The organism is Methylobacterium nodulans ORS 2060 (assembly GCF_000022085.1).
Classification (GTDB): Bacteria; Pseudomonadota; Alphaproteobacteria; order Rhizobiales; family Beijerinckiaceae; genus Methylobacterium; species Methylobacterium nodulans.
On sequence record NC_011894.1, the window covers coordinates 7630156 to 7651374 of the forward strand.

Below are 21219 nucleotides of genomic sequence, written 5' to 3' on the forward strand. Positions count from 1 at the left end.
TGACGTAAGCCAAGTGCTGCCGCGCATGCTCACGCATCGGGCCGTTGACCTGTCTCGACTTGTCGACGCCAAGCCAAAGGCTTTGTGACGAGGCTTGGCGAAAATTCGAGAGCGGAACCAGCGGTCATGTCCAATGACCGCTGGTACAAACGAAAAGAGGCCCCTGGCGGGGCCTCTTCAAGGACCATGCCGCCCGTCAGCTCGTCTTGTGAAGCTCGGGCTGCAGGCCGTGCGTCTCGCCGCCGACATCCGCCCAGATCTTCTTCTTCACGTAGTAGAGCAATCCGGACAGCACGATCAGGAACAGGATCGCGCGCAGGCCCAGTTCCTTGCGGGCGATGAAGTGCGGCTCCGCCGTCCACATCAGGAAGGCGGTGACGTCGCGCGAGTACTGGTCCACGGTCTCGGGTGCGACCGGCTGGCCGTCGGCGCCCTTCGGATAGCTCACCTGCCCGTCGCTCAGAGGCTTGGGCATCGCGATGATGTTGCCCGGGAAGTACTTGTTGTAGTGGCCGCCCTCCGGCAGCTGGAACCCCTGGGGCGGGGTCTCCTCGTAGCCGTTCAGCAGCGCATGGACGTAGTCGGGACCCTGCTCGGTGTAGCCGACGAAGGGCAGCCAATCGATCAGGAACCAGAGGCCGCCACGGCCGAAGGTGCGGGCCTTGGCCATCAGCGAGAGGTCCGGCGGGGCCTTGCCGCCATTCGCCACCGCGGCCGCCTGCTCGTTCGGGAAGGGCGCGGGCAGCTTGTCGGCTGGGCGGCCGGGCCGCTCGAACATCTCGCCCTGGTCGTTGGGGCCGTCCTTGACCTTGTAGGAGGCCGCGAGCGCCTTGACCTGCGACTCCGAGAAATCCGGCCCGCCCTCTTCCGCCAGGTTGCGGAAGCGGACGTAGTTCATGCTGTGGCAGTTCGAGCAGACCTCGCGGTAGACCTGGAAGCCCCGCTGCAGCTGCGCCTGGTCGAAGGTGCCGAACACGCCCGAGAAGGTCCACTTCTCGCGCGGGGGAAGGCTGCCGTGCTCTTCCGCGAGGGCGGCGGTGCCCGACAGGATCGCGGCGAGTGCGGCCGCCACGAGAGCGCGTGTTCTGATCATTCCCTCGATGCCCCTTGCGGCGTCGTCAGTGCGTGGAGGTGCTAAGGCCGCGCCGTCGAGCGCGGCCTGTTGCGTGGTCGGATCAGCCCTTGGTGGGCGGGGCGGCGGCGGCGCCGGCCGGCAGGCCGGAGGCGCCGACCTGCTTGCCCGGGCCCGTGACGCTCTCCAGGATCGAGCCCGGCAGGGGCTTGGGCGTCTCGAACAGGCCGACGAGCGGCATCACGATCAGGAAGTGGGCGAAGTAGTAGATCGTGGCGATGCGCGCCGCGATCACGTAGCCCCCCTCCGGCGGCTTGGCGCCGAGCCAGCCCAGCAGGAAGCAGCAGCCGACGAACACCCAGAAGAACTGCCGGTAGATCGGTCGGTAGTTCGAGGAGCGGACGCGCGAGGTGTCGAGCCAGGGCGCGAAGGCCAGGATGATCACCGCGCCGAACATCAGGATCACGCCGCCGAGCTTGTCCGGCACCGCACGCAGGATGGCGTAGAACGGCAGGAAGTACCATTCGGGCACGATATGCGCAGGCGTCACGCCGGGATTCGCCGGGATGTAGTTGTCCGCGTGGCCGAGATAGTTCGGCTGCAGGAAGATCCAGTAGGCGAAGAAGATGAAGAACACGACGACCGCGAACACGTCCTTGACGGTGGCGTAGGGCGTGAACGGGACGGCGTCCTTGCCGGTCTTGATCGGAATACCGGTCGGGTTGTTCTGGCCGGTGACGTGCAGCGCCCAGACGTGGAGGACCACGACGCCGGCGATCATGAACGGTAGCAGATAATGCAGTGAGAAGAAGCGGTTGATGGTCGGGTTGCCGACCGAGTAGCCGCCCCAGAGCAGGCTCTGGATGGTGTCGCCGACGATCGGGATCGCCGCCAGGATGTTGGTGATGACGGTGGCGCCCCAGAACGACATCTGCCCCCAGGGCAGCGTGTAGCCGAGGAAGGCGGTCGCCATCATCAGCAGGTAGATGATGACGCCCAGGATGTAGAGCACCTCGCGCGGGGCCTTATACGACCCATAATAGAGGTTGCGGAACATATGCACGTAGACCGCGATGAAGAACATCGAGGCCCCGTTGGAATGCATGTAGCGCAGCAGCCAGCCGAAATTCACGTCGCGCATGATGTGCTCGACGGAGTTGAACGCCTCGGTGGCCGAGGGCTGGTAGTGCATGGCGAGCCAGACGCCGGTGACGATCTGGGAGGCCAGCATCACGATCAGGATCGCGCCGAACGTCCAGAAGTAGTTCAGGTTGCGCGGGACCGGGAAGGCCACGAAGGAGGAATGGACGAGGCCGACGATCGGCAGCCGGGCCTCGAACCATTTCGCGAATCGGCTCTTCGGTACGTATGTCGTGGCGTGTGCGCTCATGAGGACAGCCCGCTTGCTGGTTCAGGGCATCGTCCGATGAGCCGAAAGGCCGGCCCGTCGAGGACGATGCGGCAAATTCGTGGATCCGGGGGGCCGGATCAGGCGGCGGCGCCTTCGCCGATACGCACCTTGGTGTCGCCCTGGAACGCGTAGGGCGGGATCGGCAGGTTGATCGGGGCCGGGCCCCGGCGCACCCGGCCGACCGCGTCGAACTGCGAGCCGTGGCAGGGGCAGGCCCAACCTTCGAAATCGCCCTGGTGGCCGATCGGCACGCAGCCGAGATGCGTGCAGTTGCCGTAGGTCACGAGCCACTGGTCGTGGCCCTCCTTGACGCGGGCTTGGAACGGCGCCGGGTCAAGGAGATCGCTCAGCTTGACCGCCTTCATGTCCGCGATCTCCTTGCCAGAGAGGCGGCGCACGAAGATGAGCTTGCCGCGCCAGAACACGTTGACGATCTGGCCTTCGGTGATCGGGGAGAGATCGACATCGATCGGCGCGCCGGCCGCGACGGTCTCGGCGTCCGGCGCCATCGACGCCACGAAGGGCCATGCGAGGGCGGCGGCGCCGACCGCGACGCCCGCGCCGGTGGCGAGGAACAGGAAGTCCCGGCGGGTCGTCCCGTGCGGATGGGCTGCGTCAGAAGGGGCGACGGTCGTGGCCAAGTTCCGGCTCTCCCGAGAAGCATGAACGGCGAGGCCCGCCGCAGGCCGCTTAAAGCCATGCGCGGACCACTTTCCTGGGGCAGGGTCCGAGGTGGTCCCCCGGTTCCGGCGGACCGAAGCACCAGCCCGAATGCGCGTGCAATGCGACCGGGCGTCGCCCGCGCGGTCGCTCTCTGCCACGCTTCCGGCCGGGGCGCCAGCATTGAGCGCCCCGGCCGGGCCAGTTTTTTGCGGCCTCGCACGCTCAGGCCGCGGCCTGCGGCGCAGAGCGCGCCCGCGTCCGGCCGAGCCAGAGCACCAGCCCGATTCCCACGAGGCCGGCCGCCGAGATGGTGAGCAGCCCGCCCGTGAAGTCGCCGGTGCGGTCCTTGATCGCGCCGACGATGTAGGGGGCGACGAAGCCCGACAGGTTGCCGATCGAGTTCACCACCGCGATGGCGCCCGCCGCCGCCGCCCCCGCGAGCGTCTCGGTGGGCAGCGTCCAGACGATGGGAAGCGCCGCGAAGATGCCGAAGGCCGCGCCGGAGAACAGCACCATCTTGAGCACTGGATCGGCGACCAGCGCCGCCCCGATCGTGCCGAGGGAGGCGCAGGCGAGCGCCGCGACGAGGTGGAAGCGCCGCTCCCGCTTGGCATCCGAGCGCCGTCCCCACCACAGCATGCCGATCGTGCCGACCAGATAGGGGACGAGGGTCACGAAGCCGGTCTCGAGGTTGGTGAGCCCGAACGCCTTGATGATCTGCGGCAGGAAGAAGCCGAAGGCGTAGAGCAGCGCCACCGCGCCGAAATAGATGAACGCGATGGCGATCACCCGGGCGTCGAAGATCTCGCGTGTCAGCGGCCGGTGGTGGGCGGTCCCGCGCCGCGCCGCCTCCTCGGCGGCCATGCGCTCTTCGAGCCAGGCGCGTTCGTCGGCGGGAAGCCAGCGCGCCTCGGCCGGCCGGTCGGTGAGATAGAAGAAGGTGACGACCGAGAGGACGACGGCCGGCACTGCCTCGATCAGGTAGAGCCATTGCCAGCCCTTGAGACCGAGGAGCCCGTCGAGTTCGAGGAGCGCGCCCGAGATCGGGGCGCCGATCAGGCTCGACAGCGGGATGGCCACCATGAAGGCGCTGACGATCCGCGCCCGGTAGGCGGCCGGGAACCAGAGGGTGAGATAGAAGATGATGCCCGGGAAGAAGCCGGCCTCCGCGGCGCCGAGAGCCAAGCGCATCACGTAGAAGCTCGCCTCCCCGCCGATGAAGGCCATGCCGCCCGAGATCAGGCCCCAGCTCAGCATGATGCGGGCGATCCAGCGCCGCGCCCCGAACCGCTCCAGGAACAGGTTCGAGGGCACCTCGAAGATGAAGTAGGTGAGGAAGAACAGGCCGGCGCCGAGCCCGTAGGCGGTGGCCGAGATGCCGAGGTCCCGGTTCATGGTGAGCGACGCGAAGCCGACATTCACCCGGTCGAGATAGGCGACGAAGTAGCAGAGGATCAGGAACGGAATCAGCCGGCGGCTCACGCGGCGGATCGTGCGGGTCTCGAGGTCGGTCATGGGCCTTTAGCATCCTCCCGTCCGGGTCTGGCGTTCCGGCTGGCCCGCGCCATGGACCCGACCGGCAGGTCTTGGCAAGCCGGTCTTGGCAAGCCGGATCCCGGCGCCGGGACGGCCCTCCCTTGTCCGGGACGGCGCTTCGGTCTAGTGCTCCCGCCTCCCCGCACGGCGCGCCGCAACACGGCCTGCTCCGCGCGCGTTCGTCCCATGGTTTCGATCGGGTTCCGAGATGGTAACGCCACGCCGAGACAGCGGGAGCGACCGCCCGTCGCTCAAGGACGCCCGGATCCTGGTCGTCGAGGCCCGCTACTACGACGACATCGCGGATGAATTGCTGCGCGGCGCCACCGAGGCGATCGCGGCATCCGGCGCCGAGGCCGAGGTCGTGACCGTTCCGGGCGCGCTGGAGATCCCGCAGACCGTGGCGATCCTGGTCGAGGCGGCGATGCGATCGGGCAAGCCCTACGACGCCGTCGTGGCGCTGGGCTGCGTCATCCGCGGGGAGACCGGCCACTACGACATTGTGGCCGGCGAGAGTGCGCGGGCGCTGATGGATCTGTCGGTCCTGCTCCGCCTGCCGCTCGGCAACGGCATCCTCACCGTCGAGACCGAGGCGCAGGCGCAGGCGCGGGCCCGCGTCTCGGAGATGAACAAGGGTGGGGGCGCCGCGGAGGCGGCCCTCGCCGTGCTGGCCCTGAAGCGCGCGAACGCGGCCGAGCACCCGGGCCGCACCATCGGCTTCACCCCTCGCCGCGCCGCGGAGACAGCGGAATGAAACCTGCCGAGCGCAGCGGCGCCCGCCTGGCCGTCGTGCAGGCCCTCTACGAGATGGAGATCTCCGGCAAGGGCGTGATCGACGCGCTCGCGGAGTTCGAAGCCTTCTGGATCGGTCAGGTGGTCGATGGGATCGAGCACCCGCCGGCCGAGACCGCCTTCTTCCGCGACGTCCTGCGCGGCGCGGTCGAGGAGCAGCGGGTGATCGACCAGCGACTCGATGGCGCGCTGTCGGCGGGCTGGCCGCTGCGGCGGGTCGAGGCGGTGCTGCGGGCGATCCTGCGCGCGGGCGCCTACGAGGTGATCTTCCGCAAGGACGTGCCGGTGCGGGTCGCGATCTCCGAATACGTGGACGTCGCCCACAGCTTCTACGGTGGCGACGAGCCGGGCCTCGTGAACGCTGTGCTCGACAAGGTGGCGCGGGCCGCCCGGGCCGAGGAACTCGACGGGGCCGCGCGCGACGGCTGATACCAGCCCGATGCGTCGGCCGCTTGGGCCGTTGGTATGAGTTGCCGCCGGCGCTGCCGCCCCTGGCGAATGAAATCGTAGCTAACTGAGCACTTCCGCCTGGGGCAGTCCCACCGACCCTCATGCTGAGGTGCTGCGGCGCAGCCGCAGCCTCGAAGCACGCCTGAACGCTCATCTAAGATCCGGGTGACCGGGAATACCGGTCCGGGGTGCTTCGAGGCAGCCTACGGCTGCACCTCAGCATGAGGAGTGGGGCGGCTTCCACGCCTCAGTTTCTATTTGTTCTATTTAGGCAGGATCGCCATGGCCGCCCTCCCCCGCCCGTCCGAGGACGAGCTGATCGCCCGCTACTTCGCGCCGCTCGCCGGACCCGGCGGGCTCGGCCTGCGGGACGATGCGGCGATCCTCGCGCCGCGGCCGGGGCACGACCTCGTCCTCACCGTCGATGCGGTGGTGGCCGGCGTTCATTACCTCCCCGACGATCCGCCCGCCTCCATTGCCGCCAAGGCGCTCGGCGTGAACCTCTCGGATCTCGCCGCCAAGGGCGCGGAGCCGCGGGGTTTCCTGCTGACGCTCGCCCTCGCCGATGATTGGGACGAGGCGTGGCTCGCGGCGTTCTGCACCGGCCTCAGCGAGACCGCGGCCCGGTTCGGCTGTCCGCTGCTCGGCGGCGACACGGTGCGGGCCGCCGGTCCCACGCTGATCAGCGTGACCGCCCTCGGCGAGGTGCCGACGGGCCGGATGGTGCGGCGCTTCACGGCCGAGCCCGGCGACCGGCTCCTCGTCTCGGGCACGATCGGCGATGCCGCCCTTGGCCTCAGGCTCCGCCGCGCGCCCGGCTGGGCCGCCGGCCTCGGCGAGGCCGACCGGCAGCACCTCGCCGACCGCTACCTGCATCCGCATCCGCGCCTGCCCCTCGCCCCGGCGCTCCTCGCGCATGCGCGGGCCGCGATGGATGTCTCGGACGGGCTCGCGGGCGACCTCGCCAAGATGCTGCGGGCGTCCGGCGCGAGCGCCGAGGTCGAGATCCCGGCCGTGCCGCTCTCGCCGGCCGCGCGGGCCGCCCTCGCGGCGGACGAGGGCCTGATCGACCCGATCCTCACGGGCGGCGATGATTACGAGATCCTCTGCGCGGTGGCGCCCGAGCGCGTCGAGGCCATTCGGGACGAGGCGCGGCGGGCCGGGATCACCCTCACGCCGATCGGCCGCGTGATCGCGGGCCATGCGGCGCCGGGTTTTCGCGATGCCGCCGGAACCATGCGGATCTTCGCCTCCGGCTCGTTCAGCCACTTCTGAGGCTTGAGACCTTCGTCGGATTTCCCCGGGATTTCCGCCTCCTTCCGCGGGGCAAGAAGCTTAAGAGCGTTTGCGCTCGTCCCTGAAGTTTGGCACTCAAGTCCGGCGGGTCGGATCAGGCCGATGCGCTTAATCGGGGAGGGACACCCGCACGGGACGCCGCTCGCCTCAAGGCCGTCAACCGTCGCGGGGCAAAGCCCGACATCAAGGACGGTAGAATGACCGCACTCCTGCTCATCATCGTGGGCGGCCTCTGCGCCGTTGCCTACGGCATCTACACGATCAACGACGTCATGCGGCGCGACGCCGGCACCCAGCGCATGCAGGAGATCGCAGGCGCCATCGCCGAGGGCGCCCAGGCCTATCTGCGCCGGCAATACACCACCATCGCGGTGGTCGGGATCCTGCTGTTCGCCCTGCTCTCCTATCTCCTCGGCATCAAGGTCGGAATCGGCTTCCTGATCGGCGCGGTGCTCTCGGGGGCGGCCGGCTTCATCGGCATGAACGTCTCCGTGCGGGCGAATGTGCGCACCGCCCAGGCCGCCACGCAGTCGCTGAGCGGCGGTCTCGACGTCGCGTTCAAGTCGGGCGCGGTCACCGGGATGCTGGTGGCGGGCCTCGCCCTCCTCGGCGTCGCCCTCTACTACACCTTTCTCACCCGCCAGCTCGGCCTGCCGCCGGCAAGCCGCGACGTCATCGACTCGCTCGTGGCGCTCGGGTTCGGCGCCTCCCTGATCTCGATCTTCGCCCGTCTCGGCGGCGGCATCTTCACCAAGGGCGCCGATGTGGGCGGCGACCTCGTCGGCAAGGTCGAGGCCGGCATTCCGGAGGACGATCCGCGCAACCCCGCCACCATCGCGGACAATGTCGGCGACAATGTCGGCGACTGCGCCGGCATGGCCGCCGACCTGTTCGAGACCTACGCGGTCACCCTCGTCGCCACGATGGTGCTGGCGGCGATCTTCTTCTCCGGCCAGACCGATGTGGGCGGGCGCAACATCCTGGAGACGATGCTGATCTACCCGATGGCGATCGGCGCGGCCTGCATCGTGACCTCGATCATCGGCACCTTCTTCGTCACGCTCGGCGCCAACCAGTCGATCATGGGCGCCCTCTACAAGGGCCTGATCGGCTCAGGGCTCCTCTCGGTGGCGGCCATCGCGGCCATCAACATCGTGCTGTTCGGGGGCTTCACCACCAGCTTCACCACCAATACCGGCGTGACCTTCACGTCGCTGAGCCTCTTCGTCTGCGCCACGATCGGCCTTGCGATCACGGCGCTGATCGTCGTGATCACCGAGTTCTACACCGGGACCACCTACCGGCCGGTCAAGTCGATCGCCCGGGCCTCGGTCACGGGTCACGGCACCAACGTGATCCAGGGGCTCGCCGTCTCGCTGGAATCGACCGCCCTGCCGGCGCTCGTGATCGTGGCCGGCATCATCGCCACCTACTCCCTCGCGGGCCTGTTCGGCATCGCGATCGCGGTCACTGCCATGCTGGCATTGGCGGGCGTCATCGTCGCCCTCGACGCCTTCGGACCCGTGACCGACAACGCGGGCGGCATCGCCGAGATGTCCGGTCTCCCTAAGGAAGTGCGCAAGTCCACGGATGCCCTCGACGCGGTCGGCAACACCACCAAGGCCGTCACCAAGGGCTACGCGATCGGATCGGCCGGCCTCGGGGCGCTGGTGCTCTTCGCCGCTTACACGTCGGATCTGAACTACTTCACCCAGAACGCGAGTGCGACGCAGTACAAGTACTTCCAGGGCGTCAGCGTCGACTTCTCGCTGTCGAATCCCTATGTGGTGGTCGGGCTTATGCTCGGTGGCCTGATCCCCTTCCTGTTCGGCGGCATCGCCATGACGGCGGTGGGCCGGGCGGCGGGCTCGGTCGTGGAGGAGGTGCGCCGCCAGTTCCGCGAGAAGCCCGGCATCATGAGGGGCACCGACCGGCCGGATTACGGCCGGGCCGTCGACATGCTGACCCGGGCGGCGATCCGCGAGATGGTGGTGCCCTCGCTGCTGCCGGTGCTGTCGCCGGTGGTGCTGTTCTTCGTCATCAGCCTCATCGCCGGCAAGGGGCAGGGCTTCGCGGCGGTGGGCGCGATGCTGCTCGGCGTGATCGTGACGGGCCTCTACGTGGCGGTCTCCATGACCTCCGGCGGCGGCGCCTGGGACAATGCCAAGAAGCTCATCGAGGATGGCCACTACGGCGGCAAGGGCTCGGATGCCCACAAGGCGGCCGTGACCGGCGATACGGTGGGGGATCCCTACAAGGATACGGCCGGCCCCGCCGTGAACCCGGCCATCAAGATCACCAACATCATTGCGCTGCTGCTGCTGGCGATCCTGGCGCATAGCTGACCCTTCCGCCTCCGCGCGGGGCTTGTCCCGCGCGGAGGCGCGATCGCGGTGACCCGCAGGCGGCCCTCGGCCTCCCGGCGGGTCAATCGGGCGCGGTCGGGGCGGCTGAGCCTAAAGCTTCTCGCCCTCGATGCCGACGCCATCCTCGAAGCCGTTGCGGATCACCTCGACCAGGACCGTCTTGACGTTGTAGCCGCGAGGGGTGAGCCGGATGCGGTAGCAGCTCTGGGCCGTTCCGATGAGCGGATCGGCCTTTCCTGCCGCCGCCTGCGTGGCGGCCTCGTCGTAGGTGGATGTGATCAGGCCGGCTTCCTCCAGGTCGTAATCGACCCCGGCCAGCCGGCGCATCTGGGCCGTGGCCTGGGTGAAAGCGCAGTGAAGATCGTCCTTCTCCAGGGTGAACAGGCGCTGGGTGCGCAGCCCGTTCAGCCACTTGACCGTCTTGACGATGGCTTGGCGCTCCGGCGCGTCGACACCGCCGAGGTCGGAGGTCGAGACCGAGACGGCGAGGTGATCCTTGTCCCGCAGCGTGAATTCCACCCAGGCCGTCTTCATGCTGTGGATCCTGGAGGTCATCGCCAGGAGGTCGCGGAACGCCTGATTGACCAAGCCGAAATTCAGGAGGAACAGAAGGACCAGCCCCGCTGGAAAAATCAGGGTCCAGATCGCGCTGCCCGCGATCGAAACCGCTTTTGCCATGCTTGCCTCCCGTCCGGGCCGCGCCCCAGCCCGTCTTGGATGGTGCGGAGGCTGTCTTCGACAAGCATTCCCGTCTGTGCGGTCCGGCACGAGGGTTTTATCGCGGTGATCGTTCCTTAATGGTCGAGCTTCGTCGCGGATTATACGGTTTCCGGTAGATTCCTTCCGAGACGAGGACGCGTGGGAACCCCTCTCCCGTGCGGGAGAGGGGTAGGGGTGAGGGTCCCGGACGGTGCCGCCATGAATCACTAAGCGTTGTGCTGGCAGCGGGACGGTTCAGTCCTCTTGCTGAACCACCTGGGCCCTCACGCGCGATCTTCGATCGCCTGCCCCTCTCCCGCACGGGAGAGGGGTTCCCTGCGTGAACTCGTCTCGGAACAGACCAACCGGATGCTGCATCAGCAGCCTGGGCCGTTGGTACGGTCAACGTCCGGCTGCGAGCACCGGCGCGAGCCGCCGCACGGCCTCATGCAGGTCGCCGGCGCTGCGCGCGAAGCAGAGGCGCAGGAAGCTCTGCCCGCCGGGGCCGAAGGCCGTGCCGGGGGCGACACCGACATTCGCCTCGTCCACGAGCCGCATGGCGAGGTGCCGCGCGTCGGGCTCCCCGGGGATGCGGGGGAAGGCGTAGAAGGCGCCGGCCGGCGGCGGAAGCTCGACGCCGGGCAGGCGTCCCAATCCCTCCGCGAGAATGCGGCGGCCCTCCCGTGCCTGCGCGATCTGGGCCTGGACCAGGGGCTCGCCGTCGCGCACCGCCACCACCGCGGCATGCTGCAGGAAGGTGGCGATGCCGGAGGTCCCATAGAGGATCAGCCCGTCGACGATCCGGCCGAGCTGCGCCGGGCCTTCGAGCCAGCCGATCCGCCAGCCGGTCATCGCCCAGTTCTTCGAGAAGGTCTGGACGAACAGCACCCGGTCGCGGTCCTCCGGCTCCCAGACGTCGCGGATGGAGGGCGCGCGCCCGAGCGCCGCATGGGCGGGATCGAAGCTGAAGCGGCCGTAGATCTCGTCGGCGATGATCCAGAGATCATGCCGGCGCGCGATGGCGAGCAGCGCCCGCAGGTCGGCGTGGGTCGCGGTCCAGCCGGTCGGATTGGCCGGCGAGTTGACGACGAGGACGCGGGTGCGCGCCGTCACCGCCGCGGCAAGGCGCTCGATGTCGAGGGCCCAGCCCGAGGCGGGCGAGAAGCTCATCGGCACCATCACGCGGTGGGCGCCGCTGGCTTCGATCGCGCCGAAGAAGTTCGGCCAGGTCGGCGTCGGCACCACGACCTCGTCGCCCGGCACGGCCGCGATCTTGAGGGCGATGTCGAAGGCCTGCATGCCGCCGACCGTGACGAAGATCCGATCCGGCTCCGCCGCGCCGCCATACAGGCGGGCGATATAGGCCGCGATGGCCTCCCGCAGCTCCGGGATGCCGAGCATCCGCGTGTAGAAGGTCTGTCCGTCCCTCAGGGCCCGGGCCGCTGCCTCGCCGATGAAGTCGGGGGTCGGGCGGTCGCCCTCCCCGACCCAGAGCGGGATCAGCCCGGGCCGGTCGGTGCCGTAGCCGATCAGCTCGCCGATGCCGCTCGGCAGGACGCCCTCCGCCGTCGGATTCACCGGCGGCAGCGACGGAGGTTTCGGCATCGAGGTCATGAGCGACTCAAGCAGCTGGGAGTGAGAGGTCCCCCGAGCCTTGCCCTCGCCCGAAGCGCGACTCAACCCTCCCGGACGAAGATCAGCGTGCCGAGGGGTGGCAGCGACAGGCAGAGCGAGCAGTCCTGCCCGTGCGACGGCTCGCAGAGCGCCTCGACGCCCCCGTAATTCCCCACATTGCCGCCGCCATAGGCGGCCGCGTCGGTGTTGATCGCCTCCCGGTAGTAGCCGGGCGCCGGCACGCCGATGCGGTAGCCGTGGCGTGGAACCGGCGTGAAGTTCGAGACCACGACGGCGATCTCGCCCTCGTGGCGGCCCTTGCGCGCCCAGGCGATGACGCTGTTGTCGGCGTCGTCCGCCACCAGCCACTGGAAGCCGGCCGCCTCCGTGTCGCGGGCGTGGAGGGCCGGCGTCCCCACGTAGAGGCGGTTGAGGTCCCGCACCAGATCCTTGAGCCCGGCATGGAACCTGTCCTCCAGCAGGTGCCAGTCGAGGCTCTGGTTGTGGTTCCACTCCCGCTCCTGGCCGAATTCGCCGCCCATGAACAGCAGCTTCTTGCCGGGATGGCCCCACATGAAGCCGAGATAGGCGCGCAGATTCGCGAATTTCTGCCAGCGGTCGCCCGGCATCTTGCCGAAGAGCGAGCCCTTCCCGTGCACGACCTCGTCGTGGGAGAGCGGCAGGATGAAGTTCTCCGAGAAGGCGTAGAGCAGCCCGAAGGTCAGGTCGTTGTGGTGGTAGCGGCGGTGGATCGGGTCCTTCGCGATGAAGCGCAGGGTGTCGTGCATCCACCCCATGTTCCACTTGAAGCCGAAGCCGAGGCCGCCCGTATAGGTCGGATGCGAGACGCCCGGCCACGAGGTCGATTCCTCCGCCACCGTCATGGTGCCGGGGGCGTGGCTGTAGGTCGCCTCGTTGGTGCGGCGCATGAAGTCGATGGCGTCGAGATTCTCGTTCCCGCCATACTGGTTGGGGACCCACTCCCCGGGCCGCCGCGAGTAGTCGAGGTAGAGCATCGAGGCCACCGCATCGACCCGCAGGCCGTCGAGGTGGTACTCCTCAAGCCAGAAGCGCGCATTGGCGGCGAGGAAGGCCGCGACCTCGGTACGCCCGAAATTGTAGATGTAGGTGCCCCAATCCTGGTGGAAGCCCTGGCGCGGGTCGGCGTGCTCGTAGAGGTGGGTGCCGTCGAAGAGCCCGAGCCCGTGGGCGTCGAGGGGGAAGTGCCCCGGCACCCAGTCGAGCAGCACGCCGATGCCCGCCTCGTGCGCGGCATTCACGAACTCGGCGAAGTCTTCCGGCGCGCCGAAGCGACTGGTGGGCGCGAAGAGCGAGACCGGCTGGTAGCCCCAGGAACCGTCGAACGGGTGCTCGGTGATCGGCAAAAGCTCGATATGGGTGAAGCCCATCTCCTTCACGTAGGGAATCAGGCGCTGGGCGAGTTCCCGGTAGGTGAGGTAGCGGTTGCCCTCCTCCGGCACCCGCGCCCAGGAGCCGAGATGCACCTCGTAGATGGAGATCGGGCTGTGGCGGTGGTCGGCCTTGCCGCGGCCCGTCATCCAGGCCGCGTCGTGCCAGCGCGGCGCCGGCCGGCCGTTGACGCGCGAGGCGGTCTCGGGCGGCTGCTGGGACGCGAAGGCGACCGGGTCGGCCTTGAGCGGCAGGAGAGTGCCGTCCGGGCCGCGGATCTCGAACTTGTAGTTCGTGCCCTTCGGCAGGTCCGGGATGAACAGCTCCCAGACGCCGCCGTCGTGCCACAGGCGCATGGGATGGCGGCGGCCATCCCAGTCGTTGAAGTCGCCGACGACGCTGACGCGGCGCGCGTTCGGGGCCCAGACCGCGAAGCGGAAGCCCTCGATGCCCCCGATCGTGACGCCTTGAGCGCCCAGCACCCGCTGCACCGCGTCGTTGCCGACGTCGCGCAGGAGGTGGATCTCGTCCTGGTCGAGGGTCTCGCCGAACTCGTAGGGGTCGCGCCGGACACGCTCGGTATTGTCCCAGGCCTCGACGGCGATCCGGTAATCGGGGCGGCGGTCATGCGCGAAGGCGCCCACGAAGAAGCCCGCCGGGTGGCGGCGCTCCATCTCGATGCGCGTGTCGCCCAGGATCACGGCCGCCGCACGGGCCTCGGGCAGCACGGCCCGCACCTCCCACTGGCCCGGGCCGATCTCGTGGGGCCCCAGCACCGCGAAGGGGTCGCCGTGATTCGCCGCCATGATCGCCTCGACGGCGTCGGGGTGAAGACCCGCGTGGCGGGACGGCGTGACGATGCGGGCCGGCTCCGAGGAGGCATTGGCATGCATCGCGGCGGTCTGGGGCATCCGCGAGGGCGGAGCCGGCGGGCGGGTGCGGGGCGCGTCAACCGTCATTCGGGCACCTTTCGCATCTCGTCGAGGAGGGAGAGCACGCCGCGGGCGGGAATCTCGATCCAGTCCGGGCGGTTGTTGGCCTCGTAGTCGATCTCGTACAGGGCCTTGTTCAGCAGGCAGAGGCGCAGCAGGCGGTCGTGGGTGGCGTCGTCCGAGACGGCGGCCCGGCTGCCCCGCACCGCGAGCCCATAGGTTTCGAGGAAGGCCGCCGTGATCATGGCGCGCCATGCCGCGACCGTCGTGACGGTCCGGTCGCTCGCCTCGGCGAAGCGGGAGACGATCTCGCGGGTCACCGTCTCGCCGCCATACGCGAAGGAGCGCAGCACGCCCGCGACGTCGCGCAAGGGCGTGGACTTCGCCCGGCGCTCGTCGACCGGGCGGGACGGCTCGCCCTCGAAATCGACGATGATGAGGTCGTCCTGCGAGGCGAGCACCTGGCCCAGATGGTAGTCGCCGTGGATGCGGATCTTGCACGCGCCGAGCGGCTCGTGCTGCCCGAGGCGGGTGATCAGCGCGTCGAGCTCGTTGCGGGAGGCCAGGATCTCGGCCGCCGCCTCGCGGGCGCTCTCGGCGGCCGCGGGCCCGATGCCCGCGACGCCCCGCATCGCCTTCTCGGCCTGACGCCGCGTATCGGCGACGAGGGTCGCGAGGTCGTCCGCCGTGAAGGGCTCCGCCGCGAAGGCCGGATCGTCGGTCTCCATGGCGAAGGCGCGGTGCATCTCGGCGGTGCGCTGGCCGAGCAGGCTCGCCCAGCGCAGATGCGTGGCGAAGACCTCTTCGGGCGTGGGCGCCTCGCTCTCGGGGACGAGCACGATCGTGTCGAGGTCGCGGCGCAGGTATTCGCGCATCAGCGTCCACGCATCGCCCTGGTTGCGCACGAAGGCCTGGAGCAGCGCGAGGGCCGTGCGGGTGCCGTCCGGCGCCACGTGCTCCACGCTCCCCAGCAGCGCCGGCGTGTTGCGGAAGCCTGCCGCCTCGCTGAGGAAGCGCCCGACCTCGACCTCCGGGTGGACCCCCGGCTGGAGGCGGCGCAGGATCTTCAGCATCAGCCGCGAGCCGAAGGCGATCGAGGTGTTGCTCTGCTCGGTCGAGAGGCGGCGGATATCGGCCGGATCGAGGTCGAGCTCGGGGTCGAACAGCGTGGTCGCCCGGAACTGCAGCACCCCCTCCTCCGAGGACAGATCGAGGCCCCGGCGGATGCCGTCCACCATCGAGAGCGCGAACTCGGTCGAGGAGGACGCCCCGTAGAGGAGGCCCATGCGCGGGCCGCGCCGCACCCGGGCGACCGCATGGTCGAGGAGCGCCTCGTCCTCGCGGCCCTCGTCGACCGCAAGCGGCGTGAAATAGGCTTGGCGCTCGCCATTGGCGAGCGACACGGCGAGCCGCGGCAGCAGGAAGCTGCCCTTGCCCGTCCGGTCGGGGAGCGTGGCGCTGTCGGTCACCTGGACGCTGCGGATGCGCGAGCCCTTGGCGCCGAACCAGCGGCGGGAGCCGATGAAGAGCGGCGCCACCGTGCGCTCGAAGGCCAGCCGCTCGCGGCCCTTCATCAGGGTCTCGACGCCGCCGGTGAGCACGAGGGTGAAGAGCTCGGGCGGCTCGACCCGGGGCGCCGTCTCCGCCTGTCCCTGGGCGAGCTGGAACCAGTAGAACCCGTAAGCCGGCAGCGTCAGCAGGTAGGGCAGGTCGCCGATCGGCGGGAAGGAGGTGCCGCCGGTGAGCTCCACCGGCACGGCATTGCGCAGCTCCGATAGGTCGAGCTGGACGGCCTGGGGCGCCCGCGACAGGTTGGCGACGCAGAGCACCTTCTCGGTATCGAGCTCGCGCAGCCACGCCAGCACCTTGCGGTTGCTCGGATAGAGGAAGCGTAAGGCTCCGCGCCCGAGGGCGCGCTGGTTGTTGCGAATGGCGATCATGCGCCGGGTCCAGTTGAGCAGGCTCGTCTGGGCGCGGCTATGGGCCTCGACGTTCACGGCGTCGAAGCCGTAGATCGGGTCCTGGATGGTGGGCAGGAACAGGCGCGCGGGATCAGCGCGGGAGAAGCCCCCGTTCCGGTCGGGCGACCATTGCATCGGGGTGCGCACCCCGTCGCGGTCGCCCAGATAGATGTTGTCACCCATCCCGATCTCGTCGCCGTAGTAGAGCACCGGCGTCCCGGGCATCGACAGCAGCAGGAACTTCATCAACTCGATCTTGCGCCGATCGTTCTCCAGGAGCGGCGCGAGACGGCGGCGGATGCCGAGATTGATGCGGGCGCGCCGGTCGGCGGCGTAGAAGCTCCAGAGGTAGTCGCGCTCCTTGTCGGTCACCATCTCGAGCGTGAGCTCGTCGTGGTTGCGCAGGAAGATCGCCCATTGGCAGCCCTCCGGGATCTCCGGTGTCTGCCGCATGATGTCGGTGATCGGGTGCCGGTCCTCCTGGGCGATCGCCATGTACATGCGCGGCATCAGCGGGAAGTGGAACGCCATGTGGCATTCGTCCCCGTTGCCGAAATACTGCGCCGTCTCCTCGGGCCACTGGTTCGCCTCGGCGAGCAGCATCCGGTCCGGATAGCCGGCATCGAGCGCCGCGCGGATCTTCTTGATGACGTCGTGCGTCTCGGGGAGGTTCTCGCAGTTCGTGTGCTCGCGCTCGATCAGGTAGGGGATCGCGTCGAGGCGCAGGCCGTCCACGCCCATGTCGAGCCAGTAGCGCATCACGTCGATCACCGCTTCGAGCACCCGCGGGTTGTCGAAGTTGAGATCCGGCTGGTGCGAGTAGAAGCGGTGCCAGTAATACGCCTTGGCGACCGGGTCCCAGGTCCAGTTCGAGGCTTCCGTATCGAGGAAGATGATGCGGGTGTCGCGGTATCTGTCGTCCGTGTCGGACCAGACGTAGAAGTCGCGCCATTTCGAGCCCTTGGGGGCGTTGCGGGCGCGCTGGAACCAGGGGTGCTGGTCCGAGGTGTGGTTGATGACGAGCTCGGTGACGACGCGCAAGCCCCGGTCGTGGGCCTCACGCACGAAGCGCCGGAAGTCGCGCATCGTCCCGTAGGACGGATTGATGCCCTTGTAGTCGGCGATGTCGTAGCCGTCGTCCCGCAGCGGCGATGGGTAGAACGGCATCAGCCAGATCGCCGTGACGCCGAGGTCGCGGATGTAGTCGAGCTTGGCGGTCAGCCCGTCGAAGTCGCCGATCCCGTCATTGTTGGCGTCGAAGAAGGATTTGACGTGGACCTGGTAGATGATGGCGTCACGGTACCATTGCGGATCGCTGCGATCGATCATCGCGTCAGAGCCTCGTTCGACCGGGTTGCGTGCGCCAAGCGTATAAGACGGTGAGGTCCTGCTTGAACGCGGGTAGCGCCGGGAGGGGGTACGGAAAACGACGGGTGCGATCGGCCTCGGCGCGGGACCGCCGAGGCCGGCCGCCCGACCTGCCACGCGCGGACTCAGACCGCAACCCGGCTCAGGCGCCAGATCACGACGGAGCGCTCGGACGGGTCGAGCGCGATGCGGTGGACCTTGCCGCGCAGCTGGAACTTGTAGCCGAGCAGCAGATCCTCCACCGCGACCGCCCCGTCATCCGGCAGGCCGAACTCCCAGAGCGGCACCTCGTAGGTGCATTCCTGCCGGTTCCTCGGGTCGAGATTGACCATCACGAACACGACGTTGTCCCGGCTCGGCGTTGCCCGGACATAGGCGATGATCTGGTCGTTCCAGGCCGGCGTGAACACGACGTTGCGGAAATCCCAGAGGGCGGGATTCTCGCGGCGGATGCGGTTGAGCTTGATGATGTGGTCGCGGATGTTGCCCGGCCGGTCGTAGTCCCAGGCCTTGATCTCGTACTTCTCGGAATCGAGGTATTCCTCCTTGCCGGGAATCGGCGTGCCCTCGCAGAGCTCGAAGCCGTTGTAGATGCCGTAGACGCTCGACAGCGTGGCGGCGAGCGTGCCGCGCACGATGAAGCCCGGCCGGCCGCTCGTCTGCAGGTAGAACGGGTTGATGTCGGGCGTGTTGGCGAAGAAGTTCGGGCGGTAGTACTCGCCCATCGGGCCGGCCAATTCCAGCGCGTAGCTGGTCAGCTCGTCCTTCGTGTTGCGCCAAGTGAAGTAGGTGTAGCTCTGCTGGAAGCCCGTCTTGGCGAGCTTCTTCATCATCTTGGGGCGCGTGAAGGCCTCGGCCAGGAAGATCACGTCCGGGTAGCGGTCGTTGACATCCCGGATCATCCATTCCCAGAACGGGATCGGCTTGGTGTGCGGGTTGTCGACCCGGAAGATGCGCACGCCGAGCTCGACCCAGCCGACCACGACGTCCCGCAGCGCGATCCAGAGGGCGGGCAGGCTGTCCTCCCGATAGAAGTCGACGTTGACGATGTCCTCGTACTTCTTCGGCGGGTTCTCGGCGTACTGGATGGTGCCGTCCGGCCGCCAGTCGAACCAACCGGGATGCTCGCTGATCCAGGGATGGTCCGGCGAGCACTGGATGGCGAAGTCGAGGGCGATCTCCATGCCGTGGGCGTGGCTCGCCGCGACGAGGCGGCGGAAATCGTCGAGGGTGCCGAGTTCGGGATGCACCGCCTCGTGGCCGCCCTCCTGCGAGCCCACCGCGTAGACGGAGCCGATATCGTCCGGCTTCGCCTTCAGCGAGTTGTTCTTGCCCTTGCGGTTCTTGCGGCCGATCGGATGGATCGGCGTGAAGTAGAGGACGTCGAAGCCGAGTTCCCGGATCGCGGGCAGCCGCGCGATGACGTCGTCGAAGGTGCCGTGGCGGTTCGGGTCCCCCGATTGCGAGCGCGGGAAGATCTCGTACCAGGCGGAGAAGCGGGCCGCGAGCCGGTCGGCGACGACTTCGAGGACGACCGGATAGCGCGAGAGGTTCACCTTCTCGGAGTTGCGGTGGATCAGCCGCTGCTGCTCGATGATGCGGGTGAGCTGCGCGGGCGATCCCGCCTGCTCCGCCTCGAGGGCGGCGACGAGGCCGTTGAGCGCCTGGGCGTCGCTGCCCTGGCTAAGTTCGGCGGCGCGCCTGACCAGCGCGACGCCCTCCAGCGTCTCGAGATGCACGTCGATGCCCGCGAGCCGCTTCTTCTCCAGGCCCCGCAGCCAGGACGAGAAGTCGTCGCGCCACGCCTCGACCGTGTACTCGTAGCGGGCATTGCGCGAGAGCGGGAAGGACCCGCCCCAGCGGTCGTTGTCGATGAACACCATCGGGTCGCGGCGCCACTCGCGCTCGCCCGCGAGCCGCGACAGCACCGCCGCGTTGATGATCTCGTGCCCGTCCGTGAAGATGTCGGCCTCGACCCGCAGGCGCTCGCCGACCACGCGCTTCACCGCCGAGCGACCGCCGTCGATCTCCGGGCTCACCGCCTCGATGATGACGCGTCCCTCGCCGCTCGGCTCGGATTTGCGCCGCCGCGGCAGGGCCGGCGCCGCGATCCGCCGCGCCGCCAGGATGCGGAGCGCGCCGGGGCCGAGATCGATCGAAAGATCGGCCCGGAAGGGCAGCGGGGCGGTCTCCGGCGTCAGGTCCTCGAAGGGGCCGAGTTCGCCGCCCGTGCGGGCGATGAGCGGCCCGGGATCCACCGCGACCGGCGCGTCGGTCGGGTTGTACAGCACGAGAACCCCGTGGGTGGCCGAGCCCGGATGGCCGGTATCGAGGCGCCAGAGCGCCAGATAGGGCGCGTCCGGCGCCGAGAGGCGCCATTGGGCGCCCTCGACATTGGCGGCGGGCAGCTCCGCCCGCAGGCGGTTCACCGCCGCGATGTAGGGGGAGATGTCGAGGCCGCTGTCGGTCTCGCGGGAGGCCGGGCTCGTCTCCACCACATGCAGGGCCTTCTGGTAGCCCCACTCGTAGCCGATCGGCATCAGCACGCCGGCCGAGAAGAAGGCCGCGAGCGCGTAGCGGGTCTTGAGCCGCTGCGCGACCGCCTCTGGCCCGCCCGTCACCCCGGCGGCGAGCCGGGCCATGTCGTGGTTCTCCGGGAAGGCGATCGAGGGCGCGATGGTGCGTAAGCGGTCGTACTGCTCCAGGGCCCAGGGGGCCTTGAGGTCCCACCACGCGAAGCTGTTGAACAGGTAGTCGAAGCCCGCGCCCGCGGTGGCGCGGGTCTCCTCGAAGGTGCAGCCGAGGGTCTCGGCCGCAAACAGCACCGCGTGGTCGCGCGCCTTCGCGTGCCCGATCAGCACCCGCCAGACCTCTGGCGGCACCTTGTAGGCGGCATCGCACCGGAAGCCGGCCACGCCGAGGCCCTGGAGCCGGGCGATGTAGCCGTCCCAGAATTCCGTGAGCGCGGCGCGCGGCGCCTCCGCCCCATAGTCGAACTCGGCAAGGTCGCCCCAGACCGTGACCTTGGTCGGGTCGTCGGGATCGACCGCGGCCGGGCTCACCGGGGTGCCGTCCGCCTCGTGCAGGAACAATTCCGGGCGCTCGCGCACCAGGCGGCCGTCATTGGCGGCGTGGTTCACCACGAGGTCGGTCATGACCTTGAGGCCAGCCTCTGCGGCCGCGGCCACGAAGCGGCGGATCTGCTCGTCGTCCGGCGTGCCGTCGGAATCGCGGAAGCGGTCGTCGAGCCGATCGGGATCCGCCACCGCGTAGAGCGAGCCGGACCCGCCCGTCTGGTGGAAGGGGTTGAGGTAGACCCAGTCGAAGCCCATCGCGGCGATGCGGGGCAGTTCGGCGGTCCAGTCCCGCACCCGGCCGACGAGGAGCGGGAAGAGGTTGTAGATCCGGGGGCCTGCGGCGAGGGGCGCGAGAGTCGACGGCAGCGGCGTCACGGCGCGCTCGGCGGGCGTGGTGCTGGTGCGGGGTACGTTCATCGAACCGATCCTGCCTGCATCCTGTCTTGGTTCGACTCGTGGTTGAGTCGACCTTGGGTCGACGGGCCGTGTGCACGACGGCCGCGACGTGTCCGTGAACCTGCAGCCGGGAATGGTGCGGGTCCCCTCTCCCGCTCGGGAGAGGGGTTTCCCGC

Annotated in this window: 13 protein-coding genes; 4 read left to right on the forward strand and 9 right to left on the reverse strand. The window is 69.1% G+C overall.

Features of this window, described 5'->3' with window-relative positions:
- Positions 1-196 precede the first annotated feature (196 nt).
- The 4 genes from MNOD_RS35650 to MNOD_RS35665 all read right to left on the reverse strand — a co-directional run bounded on the left by MNOD_RS35650 (position 197) and on the right by MNOD_RS35665 (position 4661).
- The gene (locus MNOD_RS35650; RefSeq protein ID WP_015933825.1) at positions 197-1093 is read right to left on the reverse strand and encodes a cytochrome c1; all 897 of its coding nucleotides are present in this window, start codon (positions 1091-1093) and stop codon (positions 197-199) included.
- An 82-nt stretch (positions 1094-1175) separates the two neighbouring features.
- Positions 1176-2462, reverse strand: a complete 1287-nt coding sequence (locus tag MNOD_RS35655; protein ID WP_015933826.1) for a cytochrome b — start codon at positions 2460-2462, stop codon at positions 1176-1178.
- A gap of 98 nt (positions 2463-2560) precedes the next feature.
- Positions 2561-3124: a ubiquinol-cytochrome c reductase iron-sulfur subunit gene (petA, locus tag MNOD_RS35660; protein WP_015933827.1), complete on the reverse strand. Its 564-nt coding sequence runs from the start codon at positions 3122-3124 to the stop codon at positions 2561-2563.
- 244 nt (positions 3125-3368) lie between these two features.
- Positions 3369-4661 carry an MFS transporter gene (locus MNOD_RS35665; RefSeq protein ID WP_015933828.1) on the reverse strand — a complete coding sequence of 431 codons (1293 nt, stop codon included), beginning with the start codon at positions 4659-4661 and terminating at the stop codon, positions 3369-3371.
- A gap of 229 nt (positions 4662-4890) precedes the next feature.
- Between MNOD_RS35665 and ribH the strand changes: the two genes are divergently transcribed.
- The 4 genes from ribH (at position 4891) to MNOD_RS35685 (ending at position 9565) form a co-directional block, all read left to right on the forward strand.
- Positions 4891-5436: a 6,7-dimethyl-8-ribityllumazine synthase gene (gene ribH / locus MNOD_RS35670; protein ID WP_015933829.1), complete on the forward strand. Its 546-nt coding sequence runs from the start codon at positions 4891-4893 to the stop codon at positions 5434-5436.
- Positions 5433-5903, forward strand: a complete 471-nt coding sequence (nusB, locus tag MNOD_RS35675; RefSeq protein WP_015933830.1) for a transcription antitermination factor NusB — start codon at positions 5433-5435, stop codon at positions 5901-5903. Before ribH ends, nusB begins: the two co-directional genes overlap by 4 nt.
- Positions 5904-6206: 303 nt before the next feature.
- On the forward strand, positions 6207-7199 hold the full coding sequence (gene thiL, locus MNOD_RS35680; protein ID WP_015933831.1) for a thiamine-phosphate kinase: 993 nt from the start codon (positions 6207-6209) through the stop codon (positions 7197-7199).
- A 218-nt stretch (positions 7200-7417) separates the two neighbouring features.
- Positions 7418-9565, forward strand: a complete 2148-nt coding sequence (locus MNOD_RS35685) for a sodium-translocating pyrophosphatase (protein ID WP_015933832.1) — start codon at positions 7418-7420, stop codon at positions 9563-9565.
- A 111-nt stretch (positions 9566-9676) separates the two neighbouring features.
- Here MNOD_RS35685 and MNOD_RS35690 read toward each other — a convergent pair whose 3' ends face one another.
- From MNOD_RS35690 to MNOD_RS35710, 5 genes are all read right to left on the reverse strand, one after another.
- Complete coding sequence (locus tag MNOD_RS35690; protein WP_015933833.1) at positions 9677-10264, reverse strand: hypothetical protein; 588 nt, start codon at positions 10262-10264, stop codon at positions 9677-9679.
- A gap of 423 nt (positions 10265-10687) precedes the next feature.
- A complete protein-coding gene (locus MNOD_RS35695) occupies positions 10688-11899 on the reverse strand; it encodes a pyridoxal phosphate-dependent aminotransferase (protein WP_015933834.1) in 1212 nt (403 codons plus the stop codon).
- Between the two features lie 62 nt (positions 11900-11961).
- The gene (glgB, locus tag MNOD_RS35700) at positions 11962-14202 is read right to left on the reverse strand and encodes a 1,4-alpha-glucan branching protein GlgB (RefSeq protein WP_244424836.1); all 2241 of its coding nucleotides are present in this window, start codon (positions 14200-14202) and stop codon (positions 11962-11964) included.
- Between the two features lie 62 nt (positions 14203-14264).
- A complete protein-coding gene (gene treS, locus MNOD_RS35705; RefSeq protein ID WP_015933836.1) occupies positions 14265-17531 on the reverse strand; it encodes a maltose alpha-D-glucosyltransferase in 3267 nt (1088 codons plus the stop codon).
- A gap of 164 nt (positions 17532-17695) precedes the next feature.
- Positions 17696-21064: a maltotransferase domain-containing protein gene (locus MNOD_RS35710; protein WP_015933837.1), complete on the reverse strand. Its 3369-nt coding sequence runs from the start codon at positions 21062-21064 to the stop codon at positions 17696-17698.
- Positions 21065-21219 lie beyond the last annotated feature (155 nt).

Coding starts and splice junctions, on each gene's coding strand:
- MNOD_RS35655 (WP_015933826.1), bottom strand. CDS start 2,462: ATGAGCGCACACGCCACGACATACGTACCGAAGAGCCGATTCGCGAAA.
- MNOD_RS35695 (WP_015933834.1), bottom strand. CDS start 11,899: ATGACCTCGATGCCGAAACCTCCGTCGCTGCCGCCGGTGAATCCGACG.
- MNOD_RS35650 (WP_015933825.1), bottom strand. CDS start 1,093: ATGATCAGAACACGCGCTCTCGTGGCGGCCGCACTCGCCGCGATCCTG.
- nusB (WP_015933830.1), top strand. CDS start 5,433: ATGAAACCTGCCGAGCGCAGCGGCGCCCGCCTGGCCGTCGTGCAGGCC.
- treS (WP_015933836.1), bottom strand. CDS start 17,531: ATGATCGATCGCAGCGATCCGCAATGGTACCGTGACGCCATCATCTAC.
- MNOD_RS35665 (WP_015933828.1), bottom strand. CDS start 4,661: ATGACCGACCTCGAGACCCGCACGATCCGCCGCGTGAGCCGCCGGCTG.
- MNOD_RS35690 (WP_015933833.1), bottom strand. CDS start 10,264: ATGGCAAAAGCGGTTTCGATCGCGGGCAGCGCGATCTGGACCCTGATT.
- thiL (WP_015933831.1), top strand. CDS start 6,207: ATGGCCGCCCTCCCCCGCCCGTCCGAGGACGAGCTGATCGCCCGCTAC.
- MNOD_RS35685 (WP_015933832.1), top strand. CDS start 7,418: ATGACCGCACTCCTGCTCATCATCGTGGGCGGCCTCTGCGCCGTTGCC.
- glgB (WP_244424836.1), bottom strand. CDS start 14,202: ATGCATGCCAATGCCTCCTCGGAGCCGGCCCGCATCGTCACGCCGTCC.
- ribH (WP_015933829.1), top strand. CDS start 4,891: ATGGTAACGCCACGCCGAGACAGCGGGAGCGACCGCCCGTCGCTCAAG.
- MNOD_RS35710 (WP_015933837.1), bottom strand. CDS start 21,064: ATGAACGTACCCCGCACCAGCACCACGCCCGCCGAGCGCGCCGTGACG.